General features: G+C 72.4%; 18 protein-coding genes. 12 read left to right on the top strand and 6 right to left on the bottom strand.

The window, feature by feature from the left end:
• The first annotated feature begins 4 nt into the window (after nt 1-4).
• The 4 genes from AB0I15_RS18890 to AB0I15_RS18875 are packed head-to-tail and all read left to right on the top strand — an operon-like array spanning nt 5 to nt 4296.
• A complete protein-coding gene (locus tag AB0I15_RS18890) occupies nt 5-1576 on the top strand; it encodes an amidohydrolase family protein (protein WP_358096618.1) in 1572 nt (523 codons plus the stop codon).
• A 47-nt stretch (nt 1577-1623) separates the two neighbouring features.
• Entirely contained in the window at nt 1624-2700 is a 1077-nt protein-coding gene (locus AB0I15_RS18885; protein WP_358096615.1) for an alanine racemase, read from the top strand.
• Nucleotides 2701-2709: 9 nt separating this feature from the next.
• A complete protein-coding gene (locus tag AB0I15_RS18880; protein ID WP_358096613.1) occupies nt 2710-3090 on the top strand; it encodes a Rid family detoxifying hydrolase in 381 nt (126 codons plus the stop codon).
• A gap of 9 nt (nt 3091-3099) precedes the next feature.
• Nucleotides 3100-4296: a hypothetical protein gene (locus tag AB0I15_RS18875; protein WP_358096610.1), complete on the top strand. Its 1197-nt coding sequence runs from the start codon at nt 3100-3102 to the stop codon at nt 4294-4296.
• 22 nt (nt 4297-4318) lie between these two features.
• On the opposite strand, the gene AB0I15_RS18870 is transcribed toward AB0I15_RS18875, so the two are convergent.
• From AB0I15_RS18870 to AB0I15_RS18860, 3 genes are all read right to left on the bottom strand, one after another.
• Nucleotides 4319-5041, bottom strand: coding sequence for a polysaccharide deacetylase family protein (locus AB0I15_RS18870; RefSeq protein ID WP_358096607.1), 723 nt, complete (start codon nt 5039-5041; stop codon nt 4319-4321).
• A gap of 225 nt (nt 5042-5266) precedes the next feature.
• Nucleotides 5267-5806 (bottom strand): TetR/AcrR family transcriptional regulator, encoded by a 540-nt coding sequence (locus AB0I15_RS18865; RefSeq protein ID WP_358096604.1) that lies wholly within the window; start codon nt 5804-5806, stop codon nt 5267-5269.
• Between the two features lie 5 nt (nt 5807-5811).
• Nucleotides 5812-6426 (bottom strand): LysE family translocator, encoded by a 615-nt coding sequence (locus AB0I15_RS18860; RefSeq protein WP_358096601.1) that lies wholly within the window; start codon nt 6424-6426, stop codon nt 5812-5814.
• Between the two features lie 102 nt (nt 6427-6528).
• On the opposite strand from AB0I15_RS18860, the gene AB0I15_RS18855 reads away from it, so the two are divergent.
• Complete coding sequence (locus AB0I15_RS18855; RefSeq protein WP_358096599.1) at nt 6529-9306, top strand: AAA family ATPase; 2778 nt, start codon at nt 6529-6531, stop codon at nt 9304-9306.
• A 31-nt stretch (nt 9307-9337) separates the two neighbouring features.
• On the opposite strand, the gene AB0I15_RS18850 is transcribed toward AB0I15_RS18855, so the two are convergent.
• Both AB0I15_RS18850 and AB0I15_RS18845 read right to left on the bottom strand, forming a co-directional pair.
• Nucleotides 9338-10060, bottom strand: a complete 723-nt coding sequence (locus tag AB0I15_RS18850; RefSeq protein ID WP_358096596.1) for a hypothetical protein — start codon at nt 10058-10060, stop codon at nt 9338-9340.
• A gap of 605 nt (nt 10061-10665) precedes the next feature.
• Nucleotides 10666-11289 carry a hypothetical protein gene (locus AB0I15_RS18845; protein ID WP_358096593.1) on the bottom strand — a complete coding sequence of 208 codons (624 nt, stop codon included), beginning with the start codon at nt 11287-11289 and terminating at the stop codon, nt 10666-10668.
• A gap of 395 nt (nt 11290-11684) precedes the next feature.
• Between AB0I15_RS18845 and AB0I15_RS18840 the strand changes: the two genes are divergently transcribed.
• The 3 genes from AB0I15_RS18840 (at nt 11685) to AB0I15_RS18830 (ending at nt 15511) form a co-directional block, all read left to right on the top strand.
• Nucleotides 11685-12827 (top strand): DUF418 domain-containing protein, encoded by a 1143-nt coding sequence (locus tag AB0I15_RS18840; RefSeq protein ID WP_358096590.1) that lies wholly within the window; start codon nt 11685-11687, stop codon nt 12825-12827.
• 153 nt (nt 12828-12980) lie between these two features.
• Nucleotides 12981-15131, top strand: coding sequence for a hypothetical protein (locus AB0I15_RS18835; protein ID WP_358096587.1), 2151 nt, complete (start codon nt 12981-12983; stop codon nt 15129-15131).
• A gap of 38 nt (nt 15132-15169) precedes the next feature.
• Entirely contained in the window at nt 15170-15511 is a 342-nt protein-coding gene (locus AB0I15_RS18830; protein WP_358096584.1) for a hypothetical protein, read from the top strand.
• A gap of 15 nt (nt 15512-15526) precedes the next feature.
• Here AB0I15_RS18830 and AB0I15_RS18825 read toward each other — a convergent pair whose 3' ends face one another.
• On the bottom strand, nt 15527-16363 hold the full coding sequence (locus AB0I15_RS18825) for an SAM-dependent methyltransferase (protein ID WP_358096581.1): 837 nt from the start codon (nt 16361-16363) through the stop codon (nt 15527-15529).
• Nucleotides 16364-16445: 82 nt separating this feature from the next.
• On the opposite strand from AB0I15_RS18825, the gene AB0I15_RS18820 reads away from it, so the two are divergent.
• The 4 genes from AB0I15_RS18820 (at nt 16446) to AB0I15_RS18805 (ending at nt 22417) form a co-directional block, all read left to right on the top strand.
• Entirely contained in the window at nt 16446-17132 is a 687-nt protein-coding gene (locus AB0I15_RS18820; RefSeq protein ID WP_358096578.1) for a PAS domain-containing protein, read from the top strand.
• Nucleotides 17129-18094: a threo-3-hydroxy-L-aspartate ammonia-lyase gene (locus AB0I15_RS18815; protein ID WP_358096575.1), complete on the top strand. Its 966-nt coding sequence runs from the start codon at nt 17129-17131 to the stop codon at nt 18092-18094. Before AB0I15_RS18820 ends, AB0I15_RS18815 begins: the two co-directional genes overlap by 4 nt.
• Nucleotides 18095-18190: 96 nt before the next feature.
• Entirely contained in the window at nt 18191-18538 is a 348-nt protein-coding gene (locus AB0I15_RS18810; RefSeq protein ID WP_358096572.1) for a hypothetical protein, read from the top strand.
• A 117-nt stretch (nt 18539-18655) separates the two neighbouring features.
• Nucleotides 18656-22417 carry a S8 family serine peptidase gene (locus AB0I15_RS18805; protein ID WP_358096570.1) on the top strand — a complete coding sequence of 1254 codons (3762 nt, stop codon included), beginning with the start codon at nt 18656-18658 and terminating at the stop codon, nt 22415-22417.
• Nucleotides 22418-22539 lie beyond the last annotated feature (122 nt).

Here is a 22539-nt window from a genome sequence, read left to right as displayed (position 1 = left end):
TGGGGTGGGGTTCGACGTTCTCATCAGCGGTGGCCAGGTGCTCGACGGGACGGGCGCCCCGCCCTGCCGGGCCGATGTGGGGATCACGGGCGACACGGTCGCGGCGGTCGGCAGGCTGGACGGCGCGCCGGCGAAGCGGGTGATCGACGCGACCGGTCGTTTCGTCGCGCCCGGGTTCGTGGACTGCCACGTCCACGGTGACGCGGCCGTGTTCGATCCGGTCGTGCAGCAGGCGGCGCTGCGGCAGGGGGTGACCACCTTCGTGCTCGGGCAGGACGGGCTCTCCTACGCGCCCGGCTCGGCCGCGACCGTCGCCTACGCCTCCCGCTACTTCGCCGCCGTCAACGGCCCGCTGTCCGGCGGCCCGCCGTCCGGCGGCGGGCCTGGTGGCCGGGCGCCTGTCGAGGGGCCGCTGACCGTCGCGGAGCTGCTCGGCGGCTATGACCGGGCCGTGGCGGTGAACACCGCCTACCTGCTGCCGCACGGCACCATCCGCTACGACGTCATGGGGCCGTCGGCCGGCGCCGCCTCGCGTGACGAGCTGGCCGCCATGGTGCGGCACGTCGAGCGGGGCCTGTCGGAGGGCGCGGCCGGGCTGTCGAGCGGGCTGGAATACCTGCCGGGGCGCTACGCCTCCGCCGAGGAGCTGGCCGCGCTGTGCGCCCCGCTCGGCGGGCTCCCGTACGTCACCCACATGCGGGCCTACGGCACCCAGGCCGGGGTGGGCATGGCGGAGGTCATGGACATCGCCGGTCGCTCGGGCGCCGCCGTGCACGTTTCGCACCTGCACGGGCCCGCCGACGTGCTGCACCCGCTGGTCGAGGAGGCGCTCGGCAAGGGCGTCGACCTCACCTTCGACACCTACCCCTACCTGCGCGGCAACACGATCCTGGCCATGGTGGTGCTGCCTCCGTCCGTGCCCGGCGCCGAGACCGACCTGGCCCTGGAGATGATCGCCTCCGACGGGCTCGACGAGTGGTGGCCGGCGCTGGCCGGCACCTGGCCGCGGCTGACGGTCTCGCACGCGCCGGGGCTGGAGTGGGCCGAAGGGCTCACCATCGTCGCGGCGGCCGAGCGGGCGCGGATGGACCCGGCCGCGTTCTGCCGCCGTCTGCTGACCGAGACACGGCTGGAGGCGGGTGTCGTGTCCGCCCGGCCCGACGAGGGACCGGAGGGCGAGGAGTCCGTACGCCGGATGTTGCGCCACCCCTCCCAGACCGGCGGCTCCGACGGCATCTACGTGGGCGGTCATCCGCATCCGCGCGGGTTCGGGGCGTTCGCCCGGTTCCTCGGCCGGCACGTCAGGGAGCTGGGCGACTGGACGTGGGAGCAGGCCGTGGTGCACCTGGCCTCCCATCCGGCCCGGCGGTTCGGGCTGATGGACCGGGGGCTGATCAGGCGCGGGTTCGCGGCCGACGTGGTGGTGTTCGACCCGGCCGTGGTGGCCGACCTGGCCACGTACGAGGCGCCGCGCACGCTCGCCGCCGGGGTCGACGACGTGCTCGTGTCCGGGGTGCCCGTGTTGTCCGCCGGTGAGCTCACCGGGGCCACGTCCGGGCGCGCGCTCCGGCCATGACCCCAGGAGCGGTTGGGATAAGGTCGGACGCGGACAAAGGGGGTGTTGTGCCGGCGATTCTCGGTCAGTCGATCTTCGACGGCGGGCTCGGCTTTCCCGCGATGGTGGTGCACCGGGACGCGCTGGAGCACAACGTCGCGACGATGGCGGCCTTCGTCCGCGATCACGGGATGGAGCTGGCCCCCCACGCCAAGACCCACATGTCCCCGGAGATCTCCGCGCTGCAGCTCGGCGCGGGCGCCTGGGGGCTCACGGTCGCGACGACGCGCCAGGCCCAGGTGGTCAGGGGGTTCGGGGTCGGCCGGATCCTGGTGGCCAACCAGATCGTCGATCCGGCGGGGCTGGCGTGGGCCGCGGGCGAGCTGGCCGGCGACCCCGGGTTCGAGTTCCTGAGCTTCGCCGACTCCGCCGCCGGGGTCGACCTCCTCGCCCGGCACGCCGGGGCCAGGCCGTTCCGGGTGCTGGTGGAGCTGGGGCACGAGGGCGGGCGGGCCGGCTGCCGGACGCTGTCCGGGCTGCTGGAGGTGGTCGCGCACGTGCAGCGGACGCCCGGCGTCGAGCTGGCCGGGATCGCCGGGTACGAGGGCGGGCTCAAGTCCAGCGAAGAAGTCCGGAAATATCTGCATCTGTTGCAGGAGGCCGTCGAACACGTCCGCGTCAAGAACCCGATCCTGTCCGTGGGCGGCAGTCAGTGGTTCGACGTGATCGGGCGTGAGCTCGTCGCCACCCAGGCCAGGATCCTGCTGCGCAGCGGCGCCTACGTCACCCACGACGACGGCTACTACCGGGAGCGCACGCCGTTCAACCGCATCGAGGGCGAGCTGCGCCCGGCGCTGGAGGTGTGGGCGCACGTGCTGTCCACGCCCGAGCCGGGGCTGGCGATCGTCGGCATGGGCAAGCGCGACGCGCCCTATGACGAGGGGCTGCCCATCCCGCGCCGCGGCGGGGTCACGATCATGAAGATGCAGGACCAGCACACCGTCGTGCGCGCCGACGGGCTCAAGCCGGGTGACCTGCTGGCTTTCGGGATCTCCCATCCCTGCACCGCGTTCGACAAGTGGCGGGTGCTGCCCCTGGTCGACCGCGACTACCGTGTCGTTGACACGATAAGCACCAATTTTTAGGGAGATCGCGTGAAAAAGGAGCTCAGGACCTCGGAGGGCGCCGCCCCGATCGGCGCCTACTCCCAGGGGCTCGTGGTGGGCGACTTCGTCTTCACCTCCGGCGCCGGGCCGCTCGACCCGGAGACCGGCGAGGTGGTCGGCGACGACGTGGCCGCCCAGACGCACCAGACCATGCGCAACCTCGGCGCCATCCTGGCCGCGCACGGTCTCGGCTTCGACGACGTGGTCAAGGCCACCGTCCACCTGCAGCACCTCAAGCGGGACTTCGCCGCGTACAACGAGGTGTACAAGTCGTACTTCAGCCAGCCCTACCCGGTGCGGACGACCGTGGGGTCCGACCTGATGAACATCCTGGTGGAGATCGACTTCGTCGCGCACAAGAGCGCTTAAGGTTCGGTTGTGGACAGTTCGGTGTACGTCTTCGTCGAGGACCTGCGCGGCGAGGGCGTCGAGCGGGTGCTCGACAGGATCAGTGGTTACGGCGTGTCGGGCATCACCGTCGGCGCCGTGCACCACGCCTCCCGCGACGTCACCCCCCACGGACTGTCCAGGCTGACCCTGCGCCACGACGGGGCGCACTTCGTCCCGCCGGCCGAGCTGTTCGACGGGCTCCGGCTGGCTCCTGTGCCGGGCTTTCTGAGCGCTTTCGACGGGCTCCGCGAAGAGTGCGCGAAGCGGTCCATGAAGCTCCACGGATGGACGGTCTTCCTGCGTAACGCCACGCTGGGCATGGAACATCCGGATGTGACCGTTCGTGACTGCTTCGGCGACCGCGGTTCGCTCACCGACCTGTGCCCCGCCCACCCCGATGTGCGCGACTACGCCGTCGCGCTGGCCCGGGCCGTCGCCCGGCTCGGGGTGGACAGCGTCGTGGCCGAGTCGCTGCACTTCCGGCCGCTCAAGCCGCAGCGCTCGTTCGTGCCGCTCGGGCCGATGGACGCCTACCTGTTCGGGCTCTGCTTCTGCGACTACTGCATGCGCCGGGCGACCGACCTCGGGGTGAACGCCGAGGTGGCGCGCGACGAGTGCGCCCGGATCGTGGGCGGGGTGTTCGACGGCGACCCGCCCGCGCAGGGTGAGGTGACCAGGGCGGCGCTGACCGCGTACGCGGGGCCCGACGTGGTGGCCTACGCGCGGGCGCGCTCCGAGACGGTCACCACGCTGGTGTCCGAGGTGGCCTCGGCGGTGGCCGAGGACGGGTCGAAGCTGGTGTTCATCGACTCGACCGGGGCGGTCAAGGGCTACACCGACGGGCTGCCGACCCCGGGGCTGGCCGCGCACGACGCCTGGCAGCTCGGGGTCGACCTGGTGGCGCTCGGGGACCTGGTGCCGGCGTTCGGGGTGCTGGCGTACGCGCGGGACGCGGCGCGGGTGGCCGACGACGTGGGGGCCTACCTGCGGTCGGTGGGCAAGGACCGGGAGGTGCGGGCGGTGCTGCGGCCCGGCTACCCCGACAGCGACTCGACGGACCGGCTGGTCGCCAAGGCGCGGGGGGCCAAGGCGGCCGGGGCGCTGGCGGTGGACTTCTACGCCTACGGGCTGGTGCCGCATCCCGTGCTCGACCGCATCCCGGCCGCCCTCTCAGAGGCCCTGTAGGCGGCCCTCCAGGCGGCCCCGGTCACCCGCGGGACAGCAGCTCGGCCACGGTGACGAATCGGTAGCCGTCGGCGCGCAGGGTCGCCGTGAGGTCCCTGATGGCGTCACGCGTGTTCTGGCCGCCGGCGTACCAGGGGTGCAGCAGGATGATCGAGCCGGGCCTGACCTCCTCGCGCACCTGCGTGACGATCTCCGCCGAGGTCGGGGTGGCGCCGGAGTCGGGCTCCAGGTCCCACATCACCGTGTGCCTGTTGTGCTCGGACAGGTAGAGCGGCAGGGTGATCAGCTTCTTGCCGGTCGGCGGCCGGAAGAAGATCTCCCCTTGCTCCCCGGCGGACCTGATCAGCCCGTCGGTGCGCTCGATCTCGTCGGCGACCGTCTCCTCCGACACGAAGATCATTCTGCGGTGGGTGTAGGTGTGGTTGGCGAGCTGGTGGCCGGCCTTGACCAGCGACTCGGCCATCCCGGGGTTGGCCGCCATATGGGACCCGACGAGGAAGAACGTGGCCGGCACGCGCTCCGCCGCCAGGGCGTCGATGATCTCCGGTGTGTGCTGGTCGGGCCCGTCGTCGAACGTCAGCGCCACCAGCTTCTCGCTCGTCTCCACGCGGTTGGTGAGCTTTCCGGCGACCTGGAACGTACGCGCGTTCGCCACCTGATAGAGCCCGGCCGCTCCCAGCAGCATCGTGATCACCACGGCGAACGCGATCACCGGCCACCGGCGCTGTCTATTCTTTTGGGACACCCGGGGATCTTATGATCATCGACCCACCGCCCACCGGCTTTCACGACAGGTTCTTCCGCATCGCCTGCCACCGGCCGGAGCACGGCCCGCGGCTCGGCCCACGAACATCGCCTCGGCGGCGGCGTCGCCCTTGAGCCGCCACTTGAGCCAGGCCGCCCGACGCGCCCTGACCCGCCGCCGTTGCCCCAGGCCGCGATGGGCAGCCGTAGGGGCCGGAGCCGCCGGCTAGACGCCGTCGAGGACGGCCGAGACCGCCTCACCGGGGAAGGTCTCCGTCACCGGCAGGCCCCTGAACACCGCGCGCATCCACACGGCCCCGGCCAGCAGGTCGACGATCAGCATCGGGTCGACCGACGCCTTCAGTTCGCCCCTGCGCACCGCCCGTTCGAAGATCTCCCGCTCCCTGGCGAAGCGGTCGGCGAAGAAGCGCCGGACGTCGAGCTCCGGATGGCGGACGGCGGCGCCGAGCGCGGCGACGGCGATCTCGCTGCCGGGCGGCTCGGTCAGCAGGCGCACGACGTGCTCGACCAGCACGACCAGGTCACCCCGCAGGCTGCCGGTGTCGGGCGGCTCGAAGCCCAGGACGTCGGACTCCACCAGGGCCGCGCCCAGCAGGGCGGCCTTGGACGGCCACCATCGGTAGATCGTCGTCTTGTTGACGCCCGAATGGTCGGCCACGCCCTCGACGGTCAGGCCGTCGTAGCCTCTCTCCGCGACCAGCCGCAACGTCGCATCGAAGATCTGCTGCTGCTTCCTCGGCGCCATAGGGCTCATTTTCTCCCGGCGAACGCCGTGATCACTCCCAGGCTCAGGTAGATGATGCCGCTGACGTACCGGAGGGGCTTGGCGGCGCCGTGCAGGCGGGTGCTGAGGGCGCCGGCGGTGAGGGCGTACACCATGTCGGAGATCAGCCCCAGGAGCAGCAGCGTCAGGCCGAACAGCACCACCTGCAGGGCCGGCGAGCCCGCGCTCGGGTTCACGAACTGGGGCAGGAACGCCAGGAAGAACAGCGCCACCTTCGGGTTCAGCACGTTGACCAGCACGCCTTCAAGGTAGACCTTGCGCAGCGGCTGCGGTTCCGGCCTCCCGGCCTCCTCCTGCTTGCTGGTGAACGCGCGGATGCCCAGGTAGACGAGGTAGGCCACACCCGCCCACTTCACGATCGCGAACAGCGTCGCGGACTGCGAGATCACGTACGACAGGCCGGCCGCGGCGGCGGCGATGTGCAGGAGGGTGCCGGTCTCCACGCCGAACGCGCTGGCCAGGCCCGCCGACCGGCCCTGGGCCAGCCCTCTGGCGGTGATGTACAGGTGGTTGGGGCCCGGGATGATCACCAGGGTGAGGGAGACAGTCACGAAGAGGGCGAACGTTGTCGGAGGGATCACGAAATAGCAGCGTAAGCGGGTTTTGGTATGGAGAAGAAGGCCAATTATCGGCTGGTTTCCTGGACCAATCGAATGTCGGTGGAGCATGGCATAGTTTCTGACGTGAACGGTCTTCTCGTCGGGCGCTCTGCTGAGCTGGCCGGACTCGTGCGGGTGCTCCAGTCCGCCGCCGACGGCACGGCAGGGGTGGCGCTGGTCGGCGGGGACGCCGGGATCGGCAAGACCCGGCTGACCACCGAGCTGGTCGCCGCGGCCCGCGAGCGCGGTTTCCACGTGCTGGTCGGCCAGTGCGCCGAGCTCGGCGACGCGCTGCCTTACCTGCCGCTGGCCGACGCGCTGCGCGGCGCGGAGCCGGCCGTGCGTGACGCCGCCGCCGCCCATCCCATGCTGGGCCAGCTCCTGCCGGGCATGGAGAGCGCGCCGTCGACCGGGCTGACCCAGCAGCGGCTGTTCGGCTCGCTGCTCGGGCTGCTCGCCGACGTCCAGCCGGTGCTGTTCGTCATCGAGGACCTGCACTGGGCCGACCGCTCCACCCGCGACCTGCTGGTCTTCCTCAGCCGCATGGTGCAGAGCGAGCGGGTCTGCGTCGTCGGCACCTACCGCACCGACGACCTGCACCGCCGCCATCCGCTCCGGTCCGTGCTGGCCGAGCTGAAGCGGCTGCCCACCGTGATGAGCGTGGAGCTGGGGCCGCTGGCTTCCGGCGAGATGTCCGACTACATCGCCACGCTGGGCGAGGTCGACGCTCAGGGCCTCGGCCTCATCGTGTCCCGCGCCGAAGGCAACCCGTTCTACGCGGAGGAGCTGTTCGCGGCCATGGCCGAGGGCGACAGCCTGCCCGACGGGCTGGCCAGCCTGCTGATGTCCAGGGTCGAGGTGCTGTCCGAGGCCGGGCAGCGGGTGCTGCGCGCCGCCGCCGTGGCCGGGCGCCGGGTGGAGGACGAGCTGCTGCGGGAGGTGTCCGGGCTGCCGCCGGCCGAGTTCGAGGAGGTGGTCAGGGAGATCGTCTCGCGCGGGCTGCTCAGGGTCGACGGCTACGGCTACGCCTTCCGCCACGCGCTCCTACAGGAGGCCGTCTACACCGATCTGCTGCCCGGCGAGCGCACCCGGCTGCACGCCGCCTTCGCCCGCCTGCTCACCGCACCGGCCGAGCTGGCCCACCACCACCTCGCCGGTCACGACCTGGCCGGGGCGCTGGCGGCCTCCGTGGAGGCCGGCCGGCTGGCCGAGCGGCTCGGCGCGCCCGCCGAGGCCCACAGCCACTACGACCAGGCGCTCGGCCTGTGGGAGCGGGTCCCCGACGCGGCCGAGCTGGCCGGGGAGGGCCGGGCGGAGCTGGCCTTCCGCAGCGCGGTCATGGCCGCCGACAGCGGTGACAACCACCGGGCGGTCACCCAGTTGCGCGCGCTGCCGCCGACGTCCGAGGTGAGCGAGCGACTGGCCTACTACCTCTACGAGACAGACGAGGACGAAAGCGCGATCGGGGCGGCCGAGCGGGCGGTCGAGAGCGCCGACGACCCGGCCGCGCTCGCCCGGGCCCTGGCCACCTACGCCCGCACGCTGCTCTGGAGCCCGCGGCACCACGAGGTGGAGGCCATGTCCAGCCGCGCGCTGGAGACCGCCCGCGCCTCCGGGGCCCGCGACGCCGAGGTGGGCGCCCTGCTCACCCTGGCCACCTACGTCGAGCACCGGGGCGACGTGACCAGGGCCCACGAGCTGGTCGACACCGCCTCCGCCGAGAGCACCGGCGACCTGGCCATGGACCTGCGCGCCCGCTTCCACCACGCCCGCATCCACTACGAGCAGGGCCTGCTGGCCCACGCCGCCGAGGTGGCCGACGACGGCATCCGCATGGCGTCCGAGACCGGGCTCAAGTGGAGCACCTACGGCACCGACCTGCGCTTCCTGCGTTTCCTCATCCACTACGTGGCGGGGGAGTGGGATCAGGCGGAGTCGGTGGCGGCCGGGTTCGGCGCGCGGGTGGGCACGCTGCCGGAGGCGATCCTGTCGTCGTTCGCGCTCTTCATCGAGGTGGCGCGCGACCTGCCCGCGGTCGAGGGGCGGCTGAGCTGGCTGCGGCCGTTCTGGTCCGACGAGCTGGCCTCCTACATGTCCAGGGGGCTGGCCGCCGAGCACGCGCTGTGGCACGGCGACCCCGCGGCGGCGCTCGGCCACGTGCGCGCGGTGCTGGCGCCGATGGTCGAGGGCGACGCGGGCGCGCTGCGGATGGCCGCCATCGGGCTGTGGGCGCTGGCCGAGCTGGGCACCACCGAAGGCGCCGACGACCTGCGCGCCCGCGCCCGCGTCTCGGTCGAGACCGGGCCCACCGGCGAACGCGGGCACCTGGGCCCCGAAGGGCTGGCCTGGGCGGCGCGGGTGGAGGCCGAGTGGCATCGTGTGCACGGGCGGCTCGACGTCGACCTGTGGCGCGAGGTGGTGTCGGCGTTCGACTTCGGGTTCGTCTACGAGGTGGCGCGGGCGCGGTGGCGGCTGGCCGAGGCGCTGCTGGCGGCCGGTGACCGCGACGCGGCGCAGACGGAGTGGGACCTCGCCAGGGAGACGGCGGGCAAGCTGCGGGCGGTGCCGCTGGAGAACGCGCTGCTGGAGTTCGGGCGACGGGCTCGGTTCGGCGGGCCGGGGGGCGGCGGGCAGCGGCACGGGCAGCGGCACGGCGCGCCGGGGGACGGTGGGCTGACGGCTCGGGAGCTCGAGGTGGTGCGGCTGGTCGCGGAGGGGCTGACGAACCGGGAGATCGCGGAGCGGCTGTTCATCGCGCAGAAGACGGTGAGCGTGCACGTGTCGAACATCCTGGGCAAACTGGAGGTCGCCACCCGCACACAGGCCGCCGCAGCAGCCCGGCAACGAGGGTTGCTGGAGTGACGTCCCTCGTCGGTCGGAGCCGGGTGAGGGGTCAGCTTGTGATGGTCAGGTCGCGTAGGAGGAAGTAGCTCGCGTGGTCGCTCTGCAGGTAGGCGTGGAAGTTCGTGGCCTTGGAGCGGGCTGACTGGTCGGCGGTGACGATCGTGACGACGACGTACTTCTTGGACGCGCTGGAGCGGATCTTGCCGTAGACGTACGAGGTGTGCACCTTGCTCTTGCGCCACTTCACCGCGTCCGAGTCCAGCTTGGCCAGCCGGTCGGCCGCGGTCTTGGCGGCCTTGTCGGTGGGGAAGGACATCATGACCTGGACGGCCTTGAGGTGGCCCCCGTACGCGGAATAGGCGAGCTCGACGGCGCTCATGCACTGGCTCTTGGCCAGCGCGCCCCGGGCGTCCACCGGGTCGCAGGAGTCGTAGGTCCAGCCGCCCACCTTGTCGGCGTTGTACTTGACGCTGCCCAGGGCGAAGTTCCAGTCGCGGAACTCGTCGTGGGTGAGCGGCGATCCGGGCTGGGCGCGCTTCGAGGTCTCGGTGGGGTCCGTGGCGGGCTCGTCCGGCTCGGTGGTCTCGGACGGCTCCGGCGTCGTCTCAGCAGGTGCCGTCTCCGAGGGGGTGCTCGACGGGGGGTCTGATGATGAGGGATCCGACGACGGCTCGGGCGACGAGGTGAGGGTGGGCATGGCGATGGTCGGGATGGGGCCAGGGGAGCTCAGGTAGGCGTACGCGCCGTACACGCCGCCGCCCAGGAGGAGCACCGCGATGCCGACGGCCAGGCCGATGATCAGAGCGGTGTTGCCGCCCTTGGCCGGGGGCTGCCGGACGTATCCCTGAGGCGGGAACTGGCCTGGCTGGGTCGGGTGCCCATAGGGCGACCCCTGCCCATAGGGCGACCCCTGCCCATAGGGCGACCCCTGCCCATGGGGTGGCGCCTGTCCGTAAGGCGGTGCTTGTCCTTGAGGTGGCGTCTGTCCGTAGGGCGGTGCTTGTCCGTAGGGCGGTGCTTGCCCAGGGGGTGGAGCCTGCCCGTAGGGAGGTGCCTGACCTTGAGGTGGTGCCTGGCCGTGGGGTGGCTGTCCGTGAGGTGCCTGGCCGTGGGGTGGTTGGCCGTAGCCCTGCTGGGGTGGGGGGCCCTGACCGTAGGGCGGTTGCTGGGGGCCCTGGTTCGGGGGTGGGCCGTACCCTTGCGGCGCTCCCTGGCCCTGTGCGTCCCACGGTTCTTGCGGGTGCGGGTCTGGTTGCGGAGGCTGTGGAGGGTATGCCATCCCCCCATTGTGGTGCAGCCCATCATCATGCGCCCCAAGTACCCCATCAAAACTCATATCGGCGGGCCCCGGCGGCCCAGAGCCCGCCGATCGGCAGGTCAGCGGGTCAGCAGCGACAGGCCGTCCAGCAGTCGCAGGCCGGGCGCCGCCGCCTCCTCGACGAGGTAGCCGCCGACGATCAGCCCGCGGTCGGTCAGGTCGCCGGGCGCGGTGACCGTCGCGCCGGGGAAGTCGATCGGGGTGACCGGCCCCTTGGGGCCCTGGGCCAGCAGGAACCCGTGCACCTCGGACCCGTCGTCGTTGATGGTGTAGCCCACGATGTCGCCGTCGTCGTTGAGCCCGAACGGCAGCGTGAGCGCGGCCCTGGGCAGGTCGATGACCACGACCTCGCCCTTGTCGAGCAGGAAGCCGTGGGTCCTGCCGTCGGTGTCCAGGAACAGGCCGACGACCGCGCCCTTGTCGTTGATGTCGATCGGGTTGGTGCCCGCCACCCCTGGGAGGTCGACCGGGGTGAAGCGGCCCGCTCGCCAGAGGAAGCCATGGGCGTCCCCGTTCTGGTCCAGCGAGGCGCCCACCACCTGGCCCAGGTTGTTGAGCCCGGTGGCCAGCGTGAACCGGGCGCCGGGCACGTCGATCCTGACGTACGTCGAGCCGTCCCGCAGGAAGCCCCGCGGCCTGGCCGAGTCGTTGACGAAGCCGGTGTCGTCGCTGTAGCGGCCCACGATCTGGTCGCGGTCGTTGATCCGGACCGCCTCCGTCCCCTTGGCTCCGGGGACGTCGAAGCTGGTGATCCGGCCGCGCTCGTCCCGCAGCAGGCCGGACTCGCGGTCGGCCCGCAGGAACTCGCCCGTGATACCCGGGCGCGGTCACGGCCACGGGAATGGCTGCGGTCGTGGCGGCCACCAGGGTGACCACCGCGGCGGTGGCCGCCACCTTGACGAGGATGGGGCCGGCCAGGTTCGCGCGTACCTTCGAAAGCATCTGCTCATCTTCTTTGAGCACTCGCTTTTTCCGGTGCTTCGCGCCGCGTCCGGCGCGGGATCGTCATGCTTTGGTACCCCGGGGTGAGACCAAGGTTCGATGCCGGGATCCCCGCGCCGTCCGTAGCTTCGGGGCCATGACGGAACTGCGCACCCCGCCCGCCGCCCGAGTCCACGAGATCGACGTGGTACGCGGGTTCGCCCTGGCGGGCATCCTGGTGGCGAACATCGGCTTCTTCTCCGACCCCGGCTACGCCATGGGCGGCAGCATGCCGATCGCGGACGGGCCGGTGGCCACGGCGATCACCGCGTTCGTGCTGACGAAGTTCTACATCATCTTCTCGTTCCTGTTCGGCTACTCGTTCACGCTGCAGATGCGCTCGGCGGAGCGGGCGGGCGCCAGCGTCAGGGCCAGGACGCTGCGCAGGTGCCTGGGGCTGTTCGTGATCGGCCTGCTGCACGGGATCCTGCTGTGGATCGGCGACATCCTCACCCTGTACGCCCTGCTCGGCCTGATCCTGCTGGCCATGCGCAACGTCAGGCCGAAGACGGCCGTCGTCACCGGCTCCGTCATCGTCGGCGTGCTGACCCTGCTGATGGCGGCGCTGGCGCTGCTGTCGATCCTGTTCCCGGAGGGCGAGCCGGCGGCGGCCGATCCCGCGGCGGCCACGAGGGCGCTGGCGCTGGCCACCGGCGGGCCGCTCGACGTCCTGACCCTGCAACTCGAGCTCTATCCGCCCATCGTGGCGATGGTCTGGCTCTTCCAGGGCCCGATGGCGCTGGCGATGTTCCTGTTCGGGCTGGCGGCGGGCAAGGTCAGGCTGTTCGAGGAGCCCGAGCGGTGGTCGCGGCTGCTGCCGCGCGTCCAATGGGCAGGTTTCGGCGTCGGTGTCCCGGGCGGGATCCTGCTCGCCCTGACGGCCGGCGACGCCGAGACGGAGACGGCCGCCGTGGCGATCAACCACGTCACCTCGATCCTGCTGGCCGCCGCGTACGTCGCGACCCTGCTCCGAGTCGTCAGGCGCTTCCCCGCCGCCGGCCGCGCCCTGGCGCCCGCGGGACGGGTGGCGGCCTCCAACTACGTCGGGCAGTCCGTGCTCGCCTGTCTCGTCTTCACCGGGTACGGCCTGGCCCTCGCGGGCAAGCTGTCACCGATCGCGGTGATGGGCGTGGCCCTGGTGATCTACACGGTGCTGCTCTGGCTCAGCGCCCTCTGGTTGCGCCACCACCGCTACGGCCCCGTGGAGTACGTTTTGCGGCGTCTCACCAACTGGCGCTGAACGGCGAATCAGTTTTTTGGGTATTTATCCCTGTACGCGAGCCCTCTACAAGAGCACCATCCCTACAGACCTACAGCGCCAGACCTACACAGAGTCAGACCTACAGAGAGCCAGACCTACAGAGCGGAACCGCATCGGCAGGAGGGAGCAGCCGTGTCGGTGGCCTGGGGAGCCGTGCGAGGGCGGGTCGTCTTCGACAGCTCCCGACACCACATGTTCATGGAGCGGCAGTCGTCCGGGTTCTCCTGGACCGGCACCCGCTCCCTGCTGCTGACCGACCAGCCCGCCGTGTACGTGCACGACACCGGCGGGCTGGGCAACCCGGTCGTCACCTCGCTGGACCCGGCGGCCGACCCCGAGGCCACGATCGAGCTGGTCGAGGCGAGCACCAGGCTCGTCGCCGACCTCCGGCTGCCGCACAACCGGACGATCCAGCTCACCTCGGGCGAGCTGGACCCGGCCGCGCTCACCGCCCTGACCGGGCTGCGCGGCAGGCTGATGCCCGGCGCCGCCGCCACTGACTTCATCAGCCCCTGTGCGATCTCCATCACCCCGGCGTACGAATCCGAGCCCGACCGGTCCGCGGAGGACGATGACTCCGCCCCGGAGGAGCTGGCCGCGTACGTCGTCGTCGCGGGAGGGCGGCTGCAGTTGCGCAGCCGCGGCGACATCCCGCTTGAGTGGCCCGTGAACCGGGTCACCGTGACTCCCGTCGGGCCGAGCGCGGTCTTGCTGCGGGGCGGCGCCCTGCTCGGCGGGCATTTTCTCACCGGCGCGACCCTGCACCTGGTGACCCCACAGGTACGGCAGGCGTTCCTGACCGTCATGGGGTCGGCGGCCGGGCCGGGGCCGCGCACGGTGGGCACGTCGGCGCCCGTGACGCTGCGCGGGCTGGGCGGCGCCGGCAAGGTGCGGGCGGACTGCGTGCTGACCACGCACGAGCTGGAGTTCCAGTCGCCGGACTCCCAGCAGGTGCTCGCGCACTTCGACCTCGGCGACCCGCACCTGCGGATCGCGGGGACGGTCGAGCGGTTCGTCGTGTTCAGCCCGGCGCACGGGCCGGTGACGGTCGAGTGCGCCTCCGAGGTGTTCGGGCGGCGGCTGTACCAGAACGCGGAGCTGCGGGCCGCCGCCGAGCGCACGCTCACCTCGGGCGTGCTGCCCGCCGAGCTGGCCGACGGGCGGCCGGTCGCGTGCGCGTTCGCGCCTGACGGCATGCGGGTCAAGGGAGCGGGGGTCAACCTGCGGATCCCGTACCAGGCGATCAAGAGCGTCGAGGGGAGGCCGGGGTTGCCGCGGGCGGCGATGCGGCTGACGACCGAGCGGACCGAGCTGGAGGTCGTCGCCCAGCCGGAGCTGGTCCAGGCTCTCCACATCGAGCTCCGGGCGTGGAGCAACGCGCTGGCCAAGCCCTCCCAGGTGCCCGGCATGCTGCGGGCCGCCGTCGGGCTGGAGGAGGACTACCTGCTCTACACCGTGCTCGGCCCGTTCTACGAGCTGCACGCGGCGCTGCTCGGCGACGTCGGCGCTGACGGGCTGGCCAGGCCCGTCACGCTGCCCGAGGACAGCGACGAGCGCTCGCGCGTGGCCGCCGTCCTGCAGGTGGGGCTGGGTGAGCTGCAGGCACACCTCGACCAGGTCGCCTCCGTGCTGCCGGCCTTCCTACGGCATCGCGACGCGCGGCTGCTGGCGGCGGTCACGAACGGCGCCGAGCCGGACTGGCTGAAGGCGCAGGAGGCGAGGCTGCGGGCCGCGCTCGCCCCGGTGCAGCGGGCGTCCGCCGAGACCGGGCAGCTCGCCATGCAGCTCTCCCGGGTGATGGACCTCGACCCCGACGCGCTGCCGAAGGTCAGCTACGCGGGGGCGGCGCTGTCGCTGGGCGCGGCGGCGCTGCTGAACCCGGTGTTCGCGGTGTCGGGGATCTCGCAGGCGTACTCGTCGCACGCCCAGGGCGAGCAGCGTAAGGCCCAGGTGACCGCCCAGGCCGAGCGCGGCTGGGCCATCGTGCTGGACCGCTGGAACGCGCTGGTCGCCACCACGCTGCCGGTGCTCGGGTACGTCCTGACCGAGAACGTCTTCGGCCTGCGCTGGGAGACCGCCCGCCGCCTCGGCGAGGAGCTGGCCGCCGCGCCCGAGGCCGCGAGGGGGCAGGTGCTGCGCGCGGTCGCCCGGCGGGTGGCCGTCCTCGACGTGATGCGCCGCTATCCGGGCGGGACCGGGGTACGCCTGCGGCGCGGCGAGATCGCCGACCATCTGCGGGCCGCCCGGGAGACCGTACGGACGCCGCGGTTCCTCGACTTCTGAGAGTTCTCACGACCGCCGATGATCGCGACGGAGGGGCCATGTCGCTCTTCACCAGCCAGTTCGACCGGGCGCGGGAGTCGTCGCGCGAGTACGCCGGGGAGGCGTCGGAGACCGGGTTCTGGACTCCGGCGGCCGTCGCCGTGGCGGGCGCGGCCGGCGTCGCGGCCCTGGCCGGGGCCGAGGCCACGGCGGTGGAGGAGCCCTGGGGCGCCGGCTGGGACCAGGGCTGGGACGCGGGAGCGGCCGCCCCCGGGGTGGAGCCGGTCGCCGACGACGGTGGCGCGTGGTCGCATCACGGGGACTACACGGACGCGTCGGTCGGCGGGGACGGCGACTTCTTCTACTTCATCGACGGCGACAGCAGCCTGACCATCGGGTGAGCGGGGTTCGCCGGCTCAGAGCCGCCGGCCGACCCCGGCCACCACGTTGTGGCGGGTCAGGTCCTGGCGGATGAGGTCGTCGGGTGCGGAGCGCCAGTCGGCCAGCGGGACCAGGCCGGGCTTGATGAGCTCCAGGTCGCCGAAGTAGGAGAGGATCTCCGTCCGGGTGCGCCAGCGGCCGGTGCCCAGGTTCTGGTTGAAGTTCCGCTCCGCCTCGACGGCGATCCGGGCGGCCTCCGGGTGCTCGTCGCCGGGGTTGTGGAAGTGCACGATGGCCAAATGGCTGCCGGGGGCCAGGACCGAGCGGAAGCGGGCCATGGCGCCGTCGGGGTCCTCGTCGTCGTTGACGTGGTGCAGGACGGAGACGAACAGCATCCCCAGCGGCCGGCTGAAGTCGAGGAACTCCGCGACCTCGGGGTTCTCCAGGATCTCGGCGGGGTTGCGCACGTCGCCCGGCACGACCTTGGTGACGTCGTTGGTCTCCAGCAGCGCCCGGCCGTGGGCCAGGACGACGGGGTCGTTGTCGACGTAGACGATGCGGGCGTCGGGGGCCACGGCCTGGGCGATCTCGTGGACGTTGCCCTGGGTGGGCAACCCGGAGCCGAGATCGAGGAACTGGCGGATGCCCGCCTCGGCGGCCATGTGGCGCACGGCCCGGCGCAGGAACGCCCGGTTGGCCCGGCCCGCCTCCCGGGCGTCGGGCGCGATCTTCAGCGCCTCCTCGGCGACCTTGCGATCGGCCTCGAAATTGTCCTTGCCGCCCAGGAAGTAGTCGTAGACGCGGGCGATGCTGGGAGTGGTGGGGTCGATCCCGGGTGGGACGCGTCGGGATTCGTCCGGCCTGTTGCCCATGTGGGTGATCGTAGCGGCGTCGGACCGGAAATGTGCATGGCGAGATCTTGGACGAATTGTCCAGGCGATATACAATTCGTCCATGCCACGCAGGGGATCGTCGGAGGACGAGCGGGACGCCATCATCGCCGCGCTCACCCCGGTCATCGACGGGATCGTCGCGACGCTGGGGACGTTCTGCGAGGTCGTCGTGCACGACTTCCGCCGCCCCGACCGCTCGGTGGTCGCCATCGCGGGCTCGGTCACCGGGCGCGGCGTCGGCGGGTCGATGAGCGAGATCGGCATGGGCATCCTGTCGCAGGGCGACGAGGCCGCCGACGAGCTCAACTACGTGACCCGCACACAGGACGGGAAGCTCATCAAGTCCTCCACGATGGTCCTGCGCGACAGCGGTGGCGCCGTGTTCGGCGCGCTGTGCGTCAACCTCGACATCACCGCGATCACGCAGGCCCACACCATGATCGGGCAGCTCGCCGGGCTCGCCGGCGGACAGGCGGCGGTGCCGACCACCACCTTCGGCGACGACATCGACGCGGTCGTGGCCTCGGTCGTGGACGCGTACCAGCTCGGGCAGGGCAAGCCGTGGGGCGAGCTCAGCCGGGGCGAGCGCCTGGAGCTGTTCAGGAGTCTCGACGAGCGCGGCGTGTTCGCCGTGCGCCGGGCCATGCCGCAGGTGGCGGCCCGGCTCGGCATCTCGCGCGCCTCCGCCTACACCTACCTGTCCCAGGCACGTACCGGATCCGACCTCTCGGAGGAGCAGCAAGCATGACGAACGCACTGCCGATCACCCTCGACGACGTGCACGACGCGGCGACCCGGATCAAGGGCGTCGCCCACCGTACGCCCGTCCTGCGCTCGCGCACCCTGGACGCCCTGGTCGGGGCGGAGGTCTTCCTCAAGTGCGAGAACTTCCAGCGGATCGGGGCGTTCAAGTTCCGCGGGGCGTACAACGCCGTCTCCCGGCTGTCGCCGGCCCAGCTCGCGAAGGGCATCGTCACCTACTCCTCCGGCAACCACGCCCAGGCCGTCGCCCTGTCCGCGCGTGAGCTGGGCAGCAGCGCGGTGATCGTCATGCCCGAGGACACTCCCGCCCTGAAGATGGCGGCCACCGCCGGATACGGCGCGGAGATCGTCACCTACGACCGCTACACCGGTGACCGGGTGGCCATCGGCGAGGCGCTCGCGGCCGAGCGGGGCCTGACGCTGATCCCGCCGTACGAGCACCCGCACGTCATGGCCGGTCAGGGCACCGCGGCGCTGGAGCTCATCGAGGAGGTCGGCGACCTCGACGCGCTGGTGGTGCCGATCGGCGGCGGCGGCCTCATCGCGGGCAGCGCCACGGCGGCCAAGGGCCTGCTGCCCGGCATCCGGGTGATCGGCGTGGAGCCGGAGGCGGGCGACGACACCAAGCGCTCGCTGGCCGCGGGGGAGCGGGTGTCCATCCCCGTGCCGCGCACGATCGCCGACGGGCAGGCCGCCGAGACCCCGGGCGAGCTGACGTTCTCCGTCAACAGGCGGCTGGTGGACGAGGTGGTCCTGGTGAGCGATGACGACATCCGGGCGGCGATGCGCTTCGCGTTCGAACGGCTCAAGGTCGTCATGGAGCCCAGCGGCGCCAGCGCGCCGGCCGCACTCCTGGCGGGGCGGCTCGAGAGCGTTCCGTCCCGGATCGGCGTGATCGTCTCGGGCGGCAACATCGACAGCCGCCGCTTCGCCCAGCTCTGCGGGTGACCGGCGCTCCGGAGCAGCGGGATTTCCGGCGGTTCTGGGCGGCTTCGCCGGGGCTCGGCTGGGGGCCGGTTGGGGTCGTTACGGGCGCTGTGGTGGGTGAGCCTGTTGCGGGGGCCGTGGTATTTCCTGATTCCGGCGGCCGTGCCCGGCACGGTCGGGATGGTGATGTGCGGGGTCGGGTTCGGGATGGTGCTGCTGTTCGCCGGGGCGGCCAACTCGACCATGACGAGTTACCGGCAGCGGCGCACGCCTGACGGGCTGATGGCGCGGGTGGCGACGTTGTGGTCGTTCGCGACGACGCTCACGCAGCCGCTGTTCATCCTCGCCGGCGGGCTCGTGGCCACGTGGGCGGGGACGCGGATGGCGATCTTCGTGGCGGCCGGGGTGATGTGCGCCGCGGCTCTGCTGCTGCCGCGACCTGCGGCGTCGGGGGCGGAGAGGTAGCCGGATTTGTGGCGGATTTACGACATGTCTGGACTTCGCCAGCGGAAAAGCCGTCACTGACGGGCGGCTGATGCCACGCTGGGCGGGCTGATTTGTCGTAAGTGTGGAGGCAGACCGATGAGGCGCCCTGATCGACGATGGGTGGCGGTTGCCGCCGCGCTGACGGTGAGCGTGACACCGATGACGGGAGCGCGGGCCGACGACGTACCGGGGCTCGTGCCGGCGCAGGAGCAACGGAGCTATGACGTCACCCTCGTCACCGGTGACAAGGTCCACGTCACGGTCGGCCGGAACGGCCGGCAGCAGGCGAGCGTGACGCCGCGCGGCGGCGATCCGGCGCGCTCGGGGTTCCGGGTGGTCGAGCACGGCGGGCAGCTCTCCGTGCTGCCCGCCGACGTGGCCGCGCTCGTGCCGGAGCGGCTCGACCCCGAGCTGTTCAACGTGACCTCGCTGGCCGCGCAGGGCTACACCGACCAGCAGACCGACTCCCTCCCGCTGATCGTCAAGTACGGCGCCGCCGCCCCCGTCCCCCTCGCCGGGACCACGGCCGTCAACCGGCTGGCGAGCATCGGCGCGGCCGGGGTCAAGCTGGCCAAGAAGGACGCCGCCGCCTTCGCGGCCGGGCTCCTCACCCCCGCCGGCCTGACCGCGGGCGTGACCAAGGTCTGGCTGGATCGCAAGGTCACGGCCCGGCGGGACACGGCGGAGGTCAAGAGCGCCGTCGCGGCGGGGACGGCCACGAGCGCGTACGACGGCGCGGGGACGACCGTCGCCGTCCTCGACAGCGGCATCGACGCCACCCACCCCGACCTGACCGGCAAGGTCACCGCCGCCCACGACTTCACCTGGGAGGCCGACCCCGCCGACCACTTCGGCAGCGGTACGGCCATGGCCGGCGTCATCGCGGGCACCGGCGCGGCCTCCGGAGGCGCGTACAAGGGCGTCGCCCCCGGCGCCAAGCTGCTCAATGGCAAGATCCTGGACTCCGGCGGCGCCGGGCTGGCCTCGTGGGCCATCCAGGGCATGGAGTGGGCCTCCCAGCAGGCCGACGTCGTGACGATGGCGGTGAGCGTGCCCGGCCAGGGTGGCCCGCTCACCGAGGCCGTGAACGAGCTGACCGCCAGGAACGGCACCCTGTTCGTGATCACCTCCGGCGACCGCGGCTGCCAGGTGTGCGTCGAGAGCCCCGCCGACGCCCCGGCCGCGCTCACCGTCGGTGCCGTGGACGCCGCGGGCGCCCTCGCCGACTTCTCCGTGTCCGGGCCCGTGGGCTTCAACCGCGCGGTCAAGCCCGAACTGACCGCGCTCGGCGTCGGCGTCGTGGCGGGCCGTGCCCGTGACACCCAGGTCGCCGAGCCCGTCGGCGACCACTACGGACGCTATTCGGGCACCGCCCTGGCGGCCTCGCAGGCGGCGGGCGCGGCGGCCCTGCTCCGCCAGGCCAGCCCCGGCATCAGCGCCCCCGAGCTCAAGTCCGCGCTCGCGGGCAGTTCGGAGGCGCTGCCCGGCGTGCCCGTCGACAAGGGCGGCGCGGGCCGGCTGGACATCGCCGGCGCGCTCGCCCGTACGGTGCTGGCCGACGCCGGCCCGCTGGACTTCGGGCTCTCGACCGTCGGCACCGGCGACCCGGTGACGCGTACGGTCACCTACCGCAACCCCGGCAAGACCCCGATCACGCTCGCCCTCGACACGCGCCCCCCGTTCATGCTCTCCGCGAGCGAGCTCACCTTGCCCGCGGGCGGGAAGGGCCAGGTGAGCGTCACGCTCGACCCCGCCAAGGCGGCGGCGGGCTGGGTCCGCGCCGAGCTGGTCGCCACCCCGGCCGGGGGCGCCCGGCTCCGTACGCTGCTGACCGGCAACGTCGAGGTCCAGCGCGTCAAGCTGCGGGTGAGCGCCGTGGCGCGGGACGGCCGGCCCTCCCGCTCGCTGCCCAGCGTGATCAACCTGGACAACGGCGGCCTGTTCGGCAAGGAGCTGCCGGCCGACGCCGACAGGAAGTGCGAGACCGGCTCCGGCTACTGCTGGCTCGTCCCGCCGGGCACGTACTCGGTTCTCGGCCTCATCAACACCATGCGGCCCGGGTACGACCCCGCCGACTACCTCGGCCGCGGCGACGTGCTCAACCAGAGCTTCGTCGGTAACCCGCAGCTCGAGGTGGCCCGCGACACCGACGTCGTCCTCGACGCCCGCAAGGCCGTGCCGGTGCGCATCGACACCCCTGACCACGACACGAAGCGGAACAGGGGCGCGGCCACCAAGCTCATCTACACCAGGGCGCCCGCCGACGGCCCCCGCTACACCGAGAGCTTCCTGGAGGACGGCCGCCTGGAGGAGAGCTTCTACCTGCAGCCGACCGCCAAGGTCACCAAGGGCGAGTTCAGCGTGGCCACCCGGTGGCGGCTGGAGGCGCCGGCGATCACCATGCGCGCGCCCGGCGTCGACCTCGATCCCGAATACCCCGACGCCGTGTTCTTCAGCAACCGGTCCACGCAGTTCCCGCGCCTCGACGGCGCCGCGAACCTACAGGTCGTGGATGCCGGCGACGGGAGCGCCGCCGCGCTCGCGGGCCGTGACGTGCGGGGCAAGCTGGCGCTCGTCCGCCGCACCCCGGGCGTCCCGGTCTCCGCGCAGGCCAACCCGGCGGCCGCCGCGGGTGCCCGGATGGTCGCCGTTCACGGGGATCCGCGCCTGGAGTGGAACGAGACCAAGTTGAACGCCCCGACCGTGATGCTCACGGAGCGGGAGGGCGCCGAGCTGGCCGGGCTGCTGCGCTCCGGGCCCGTCACCGTCGTGACCAGGGGCGTGACGGCGAGCCCGTACGTCTACGACCTGTACCTGAGCGAGGACGGCCGGATCAGGGACGACCCGTCGTACACGGTCACGACACGCTCGCTCGCCCGCGTGGACATGGCCTTCCACGGCCAGGGCGGCGAGGACGCGCTGTCGGGCGCGCTGTCGGAGGCCAAGTACGGCTGGATGCCCTGGGAGAGCACGTCGTGGGACGTGGTCAGGCCGGTGCCCGGCGGGCCCCGCGTCCGTGCCGACTACCTCAGCCCCGCCCCCGGGGTGCGGTGGAGCGTCTCGGCCGACATGCCCGAGCGGCCCTACAACCTGCTGCTGCCCGAGGAGGAGCAGGGCGTGGTCTCGGTCGCCGACGACGCGCGCGGCTACCCGGCGGGTGCGCGGACCGGGCGCACCTGGTTCAAGCAGCCGGTGGCGGCGGGGTTCCCGGCCGACTCGCCGACGACGCGGCAGGGCGACGTGCTCACGGTGGACATGCGCGCGTTCGTCGACGGGGGCGGGAACGTGGGCAGCGCGCCCAGCGACCCGTTCGAGCACGGCGTGAAGTCGGACTGGCGCATCTACAAGGGCGCCGAGCTGCTGGCCAGGACCGAGGTGGGCGGCTCAGGGCGGGTGTGGCTGCCGCAGGAGCGGGCCTCCTACCGGGTCGAGTACGCGGTGGAGAACCGTTCGACGTGGGCGCGGCTGTCCACCAGGACCAGGACGGTGTGGACGTTCGACTCCGAGCGGGTCGAAGGCGACCCGGTGGCGCTGCCGCTGCTGGCCGTCTCGTACGACGCGCCCGTGGACGTGGCCAACCAGGCCGCCTCCACCCGGCTCGGCCTCACCGTCGCCCACCAGCCGGGGGCGAAGGGGAGCGCGATCGGGAACGTGTCCCTGGAGACGTCCGCCGACGACGGCAGGACCTGGCGGCCGGCGCTCAGGGTGCGCGCCATGGGCGGCGGCCTGTACGACGCGCTCATCGAGCGGCCCGCCTCCGGCGTGGTGTCGCTGCGCGTCAAGGCGTCCGACGCCGCCGGGTCCACGGTGACGCAGGAGGTGATCAGGGCGTACGGGACGTCGGTCGGCGGGCGCTGACCAGCGCGTACGCCCTGCGTCCACGGACGCAAGCATGCGCGGCACATGTGGGGTGGGCATTTCTGCGCGGCCCCCGGGGACGCTTGAGAGCTACGTTCCCGGGGTGCACGCGAGCCGGTGGA

The organism is Nonomuraea sp. NPDC050643 (genome assembly GCF_040654715.1).
GTDB lineage: Bacteria > Actinomycetota > Actinomycetes > Streptosporangiales > Streptosporangiaceae > Nonomuraea.
The sequence above is the reverse complement of the archived record's forward strand: the minus strand, read 5'-3'. Positions and strand labels throughout refer to the sequence as shown.

Excerpts from the sequence above, each read along its gene's own strand:
- AB0I15_RS18865 (WP_358096604.1), bottom strand. The coding sequence starts at position 5,806 with ATGGCGCCGAGGAAGCAGCAGCAGATCTTCGATGCGACGTTGCGGCTG.
- AB0I15_RS18840 (WP_358096590.1), top strand. The coding sequence starts at position 11,685 with ATGACGGAACTGCGCACCCCGCCCGCCGCCCGAGTCCACGAGATCGAC.
- AB0I15_RS18830 (WP_358096584.1), top strand. The coding sequence starts at position 15,170 with ATGTCGCTCTTCACCAGCCAGTTCGACCGGGCGCGGGAGTCGTCGCGC.
- AB0I15_RS18825 (WP_358096581.1), bottom strand. The coding sequence starts at position 16,363 with ATGGGCAACAGGCCGGACGAATCCCGACGCGTCCCACCCGGGATCGAC.
- AB0I15_RS18820 (WP_358096578.1), top strand. The coding sequence starts at position 16,446 with ATGCCACGCAGGGGATCGTCGGAGGACGAGCGGGACGCCATCATCGCC.
- AB0I15_RS18815 (WP_358096575.1), top strand. The coding sequence starts at position 17,129 with ATGACGAACGCACTGCCGATCACCCTCGACGACGTGCACGACGCGGCG.
- AB0I15_RS18805 (WP_358096570.1), top strand. The coding sequence starts at position 18,656 with ATGAGGCGCCCTGATCGACGATGGGTGGCGGTTGCCGCCGCGCTGACG.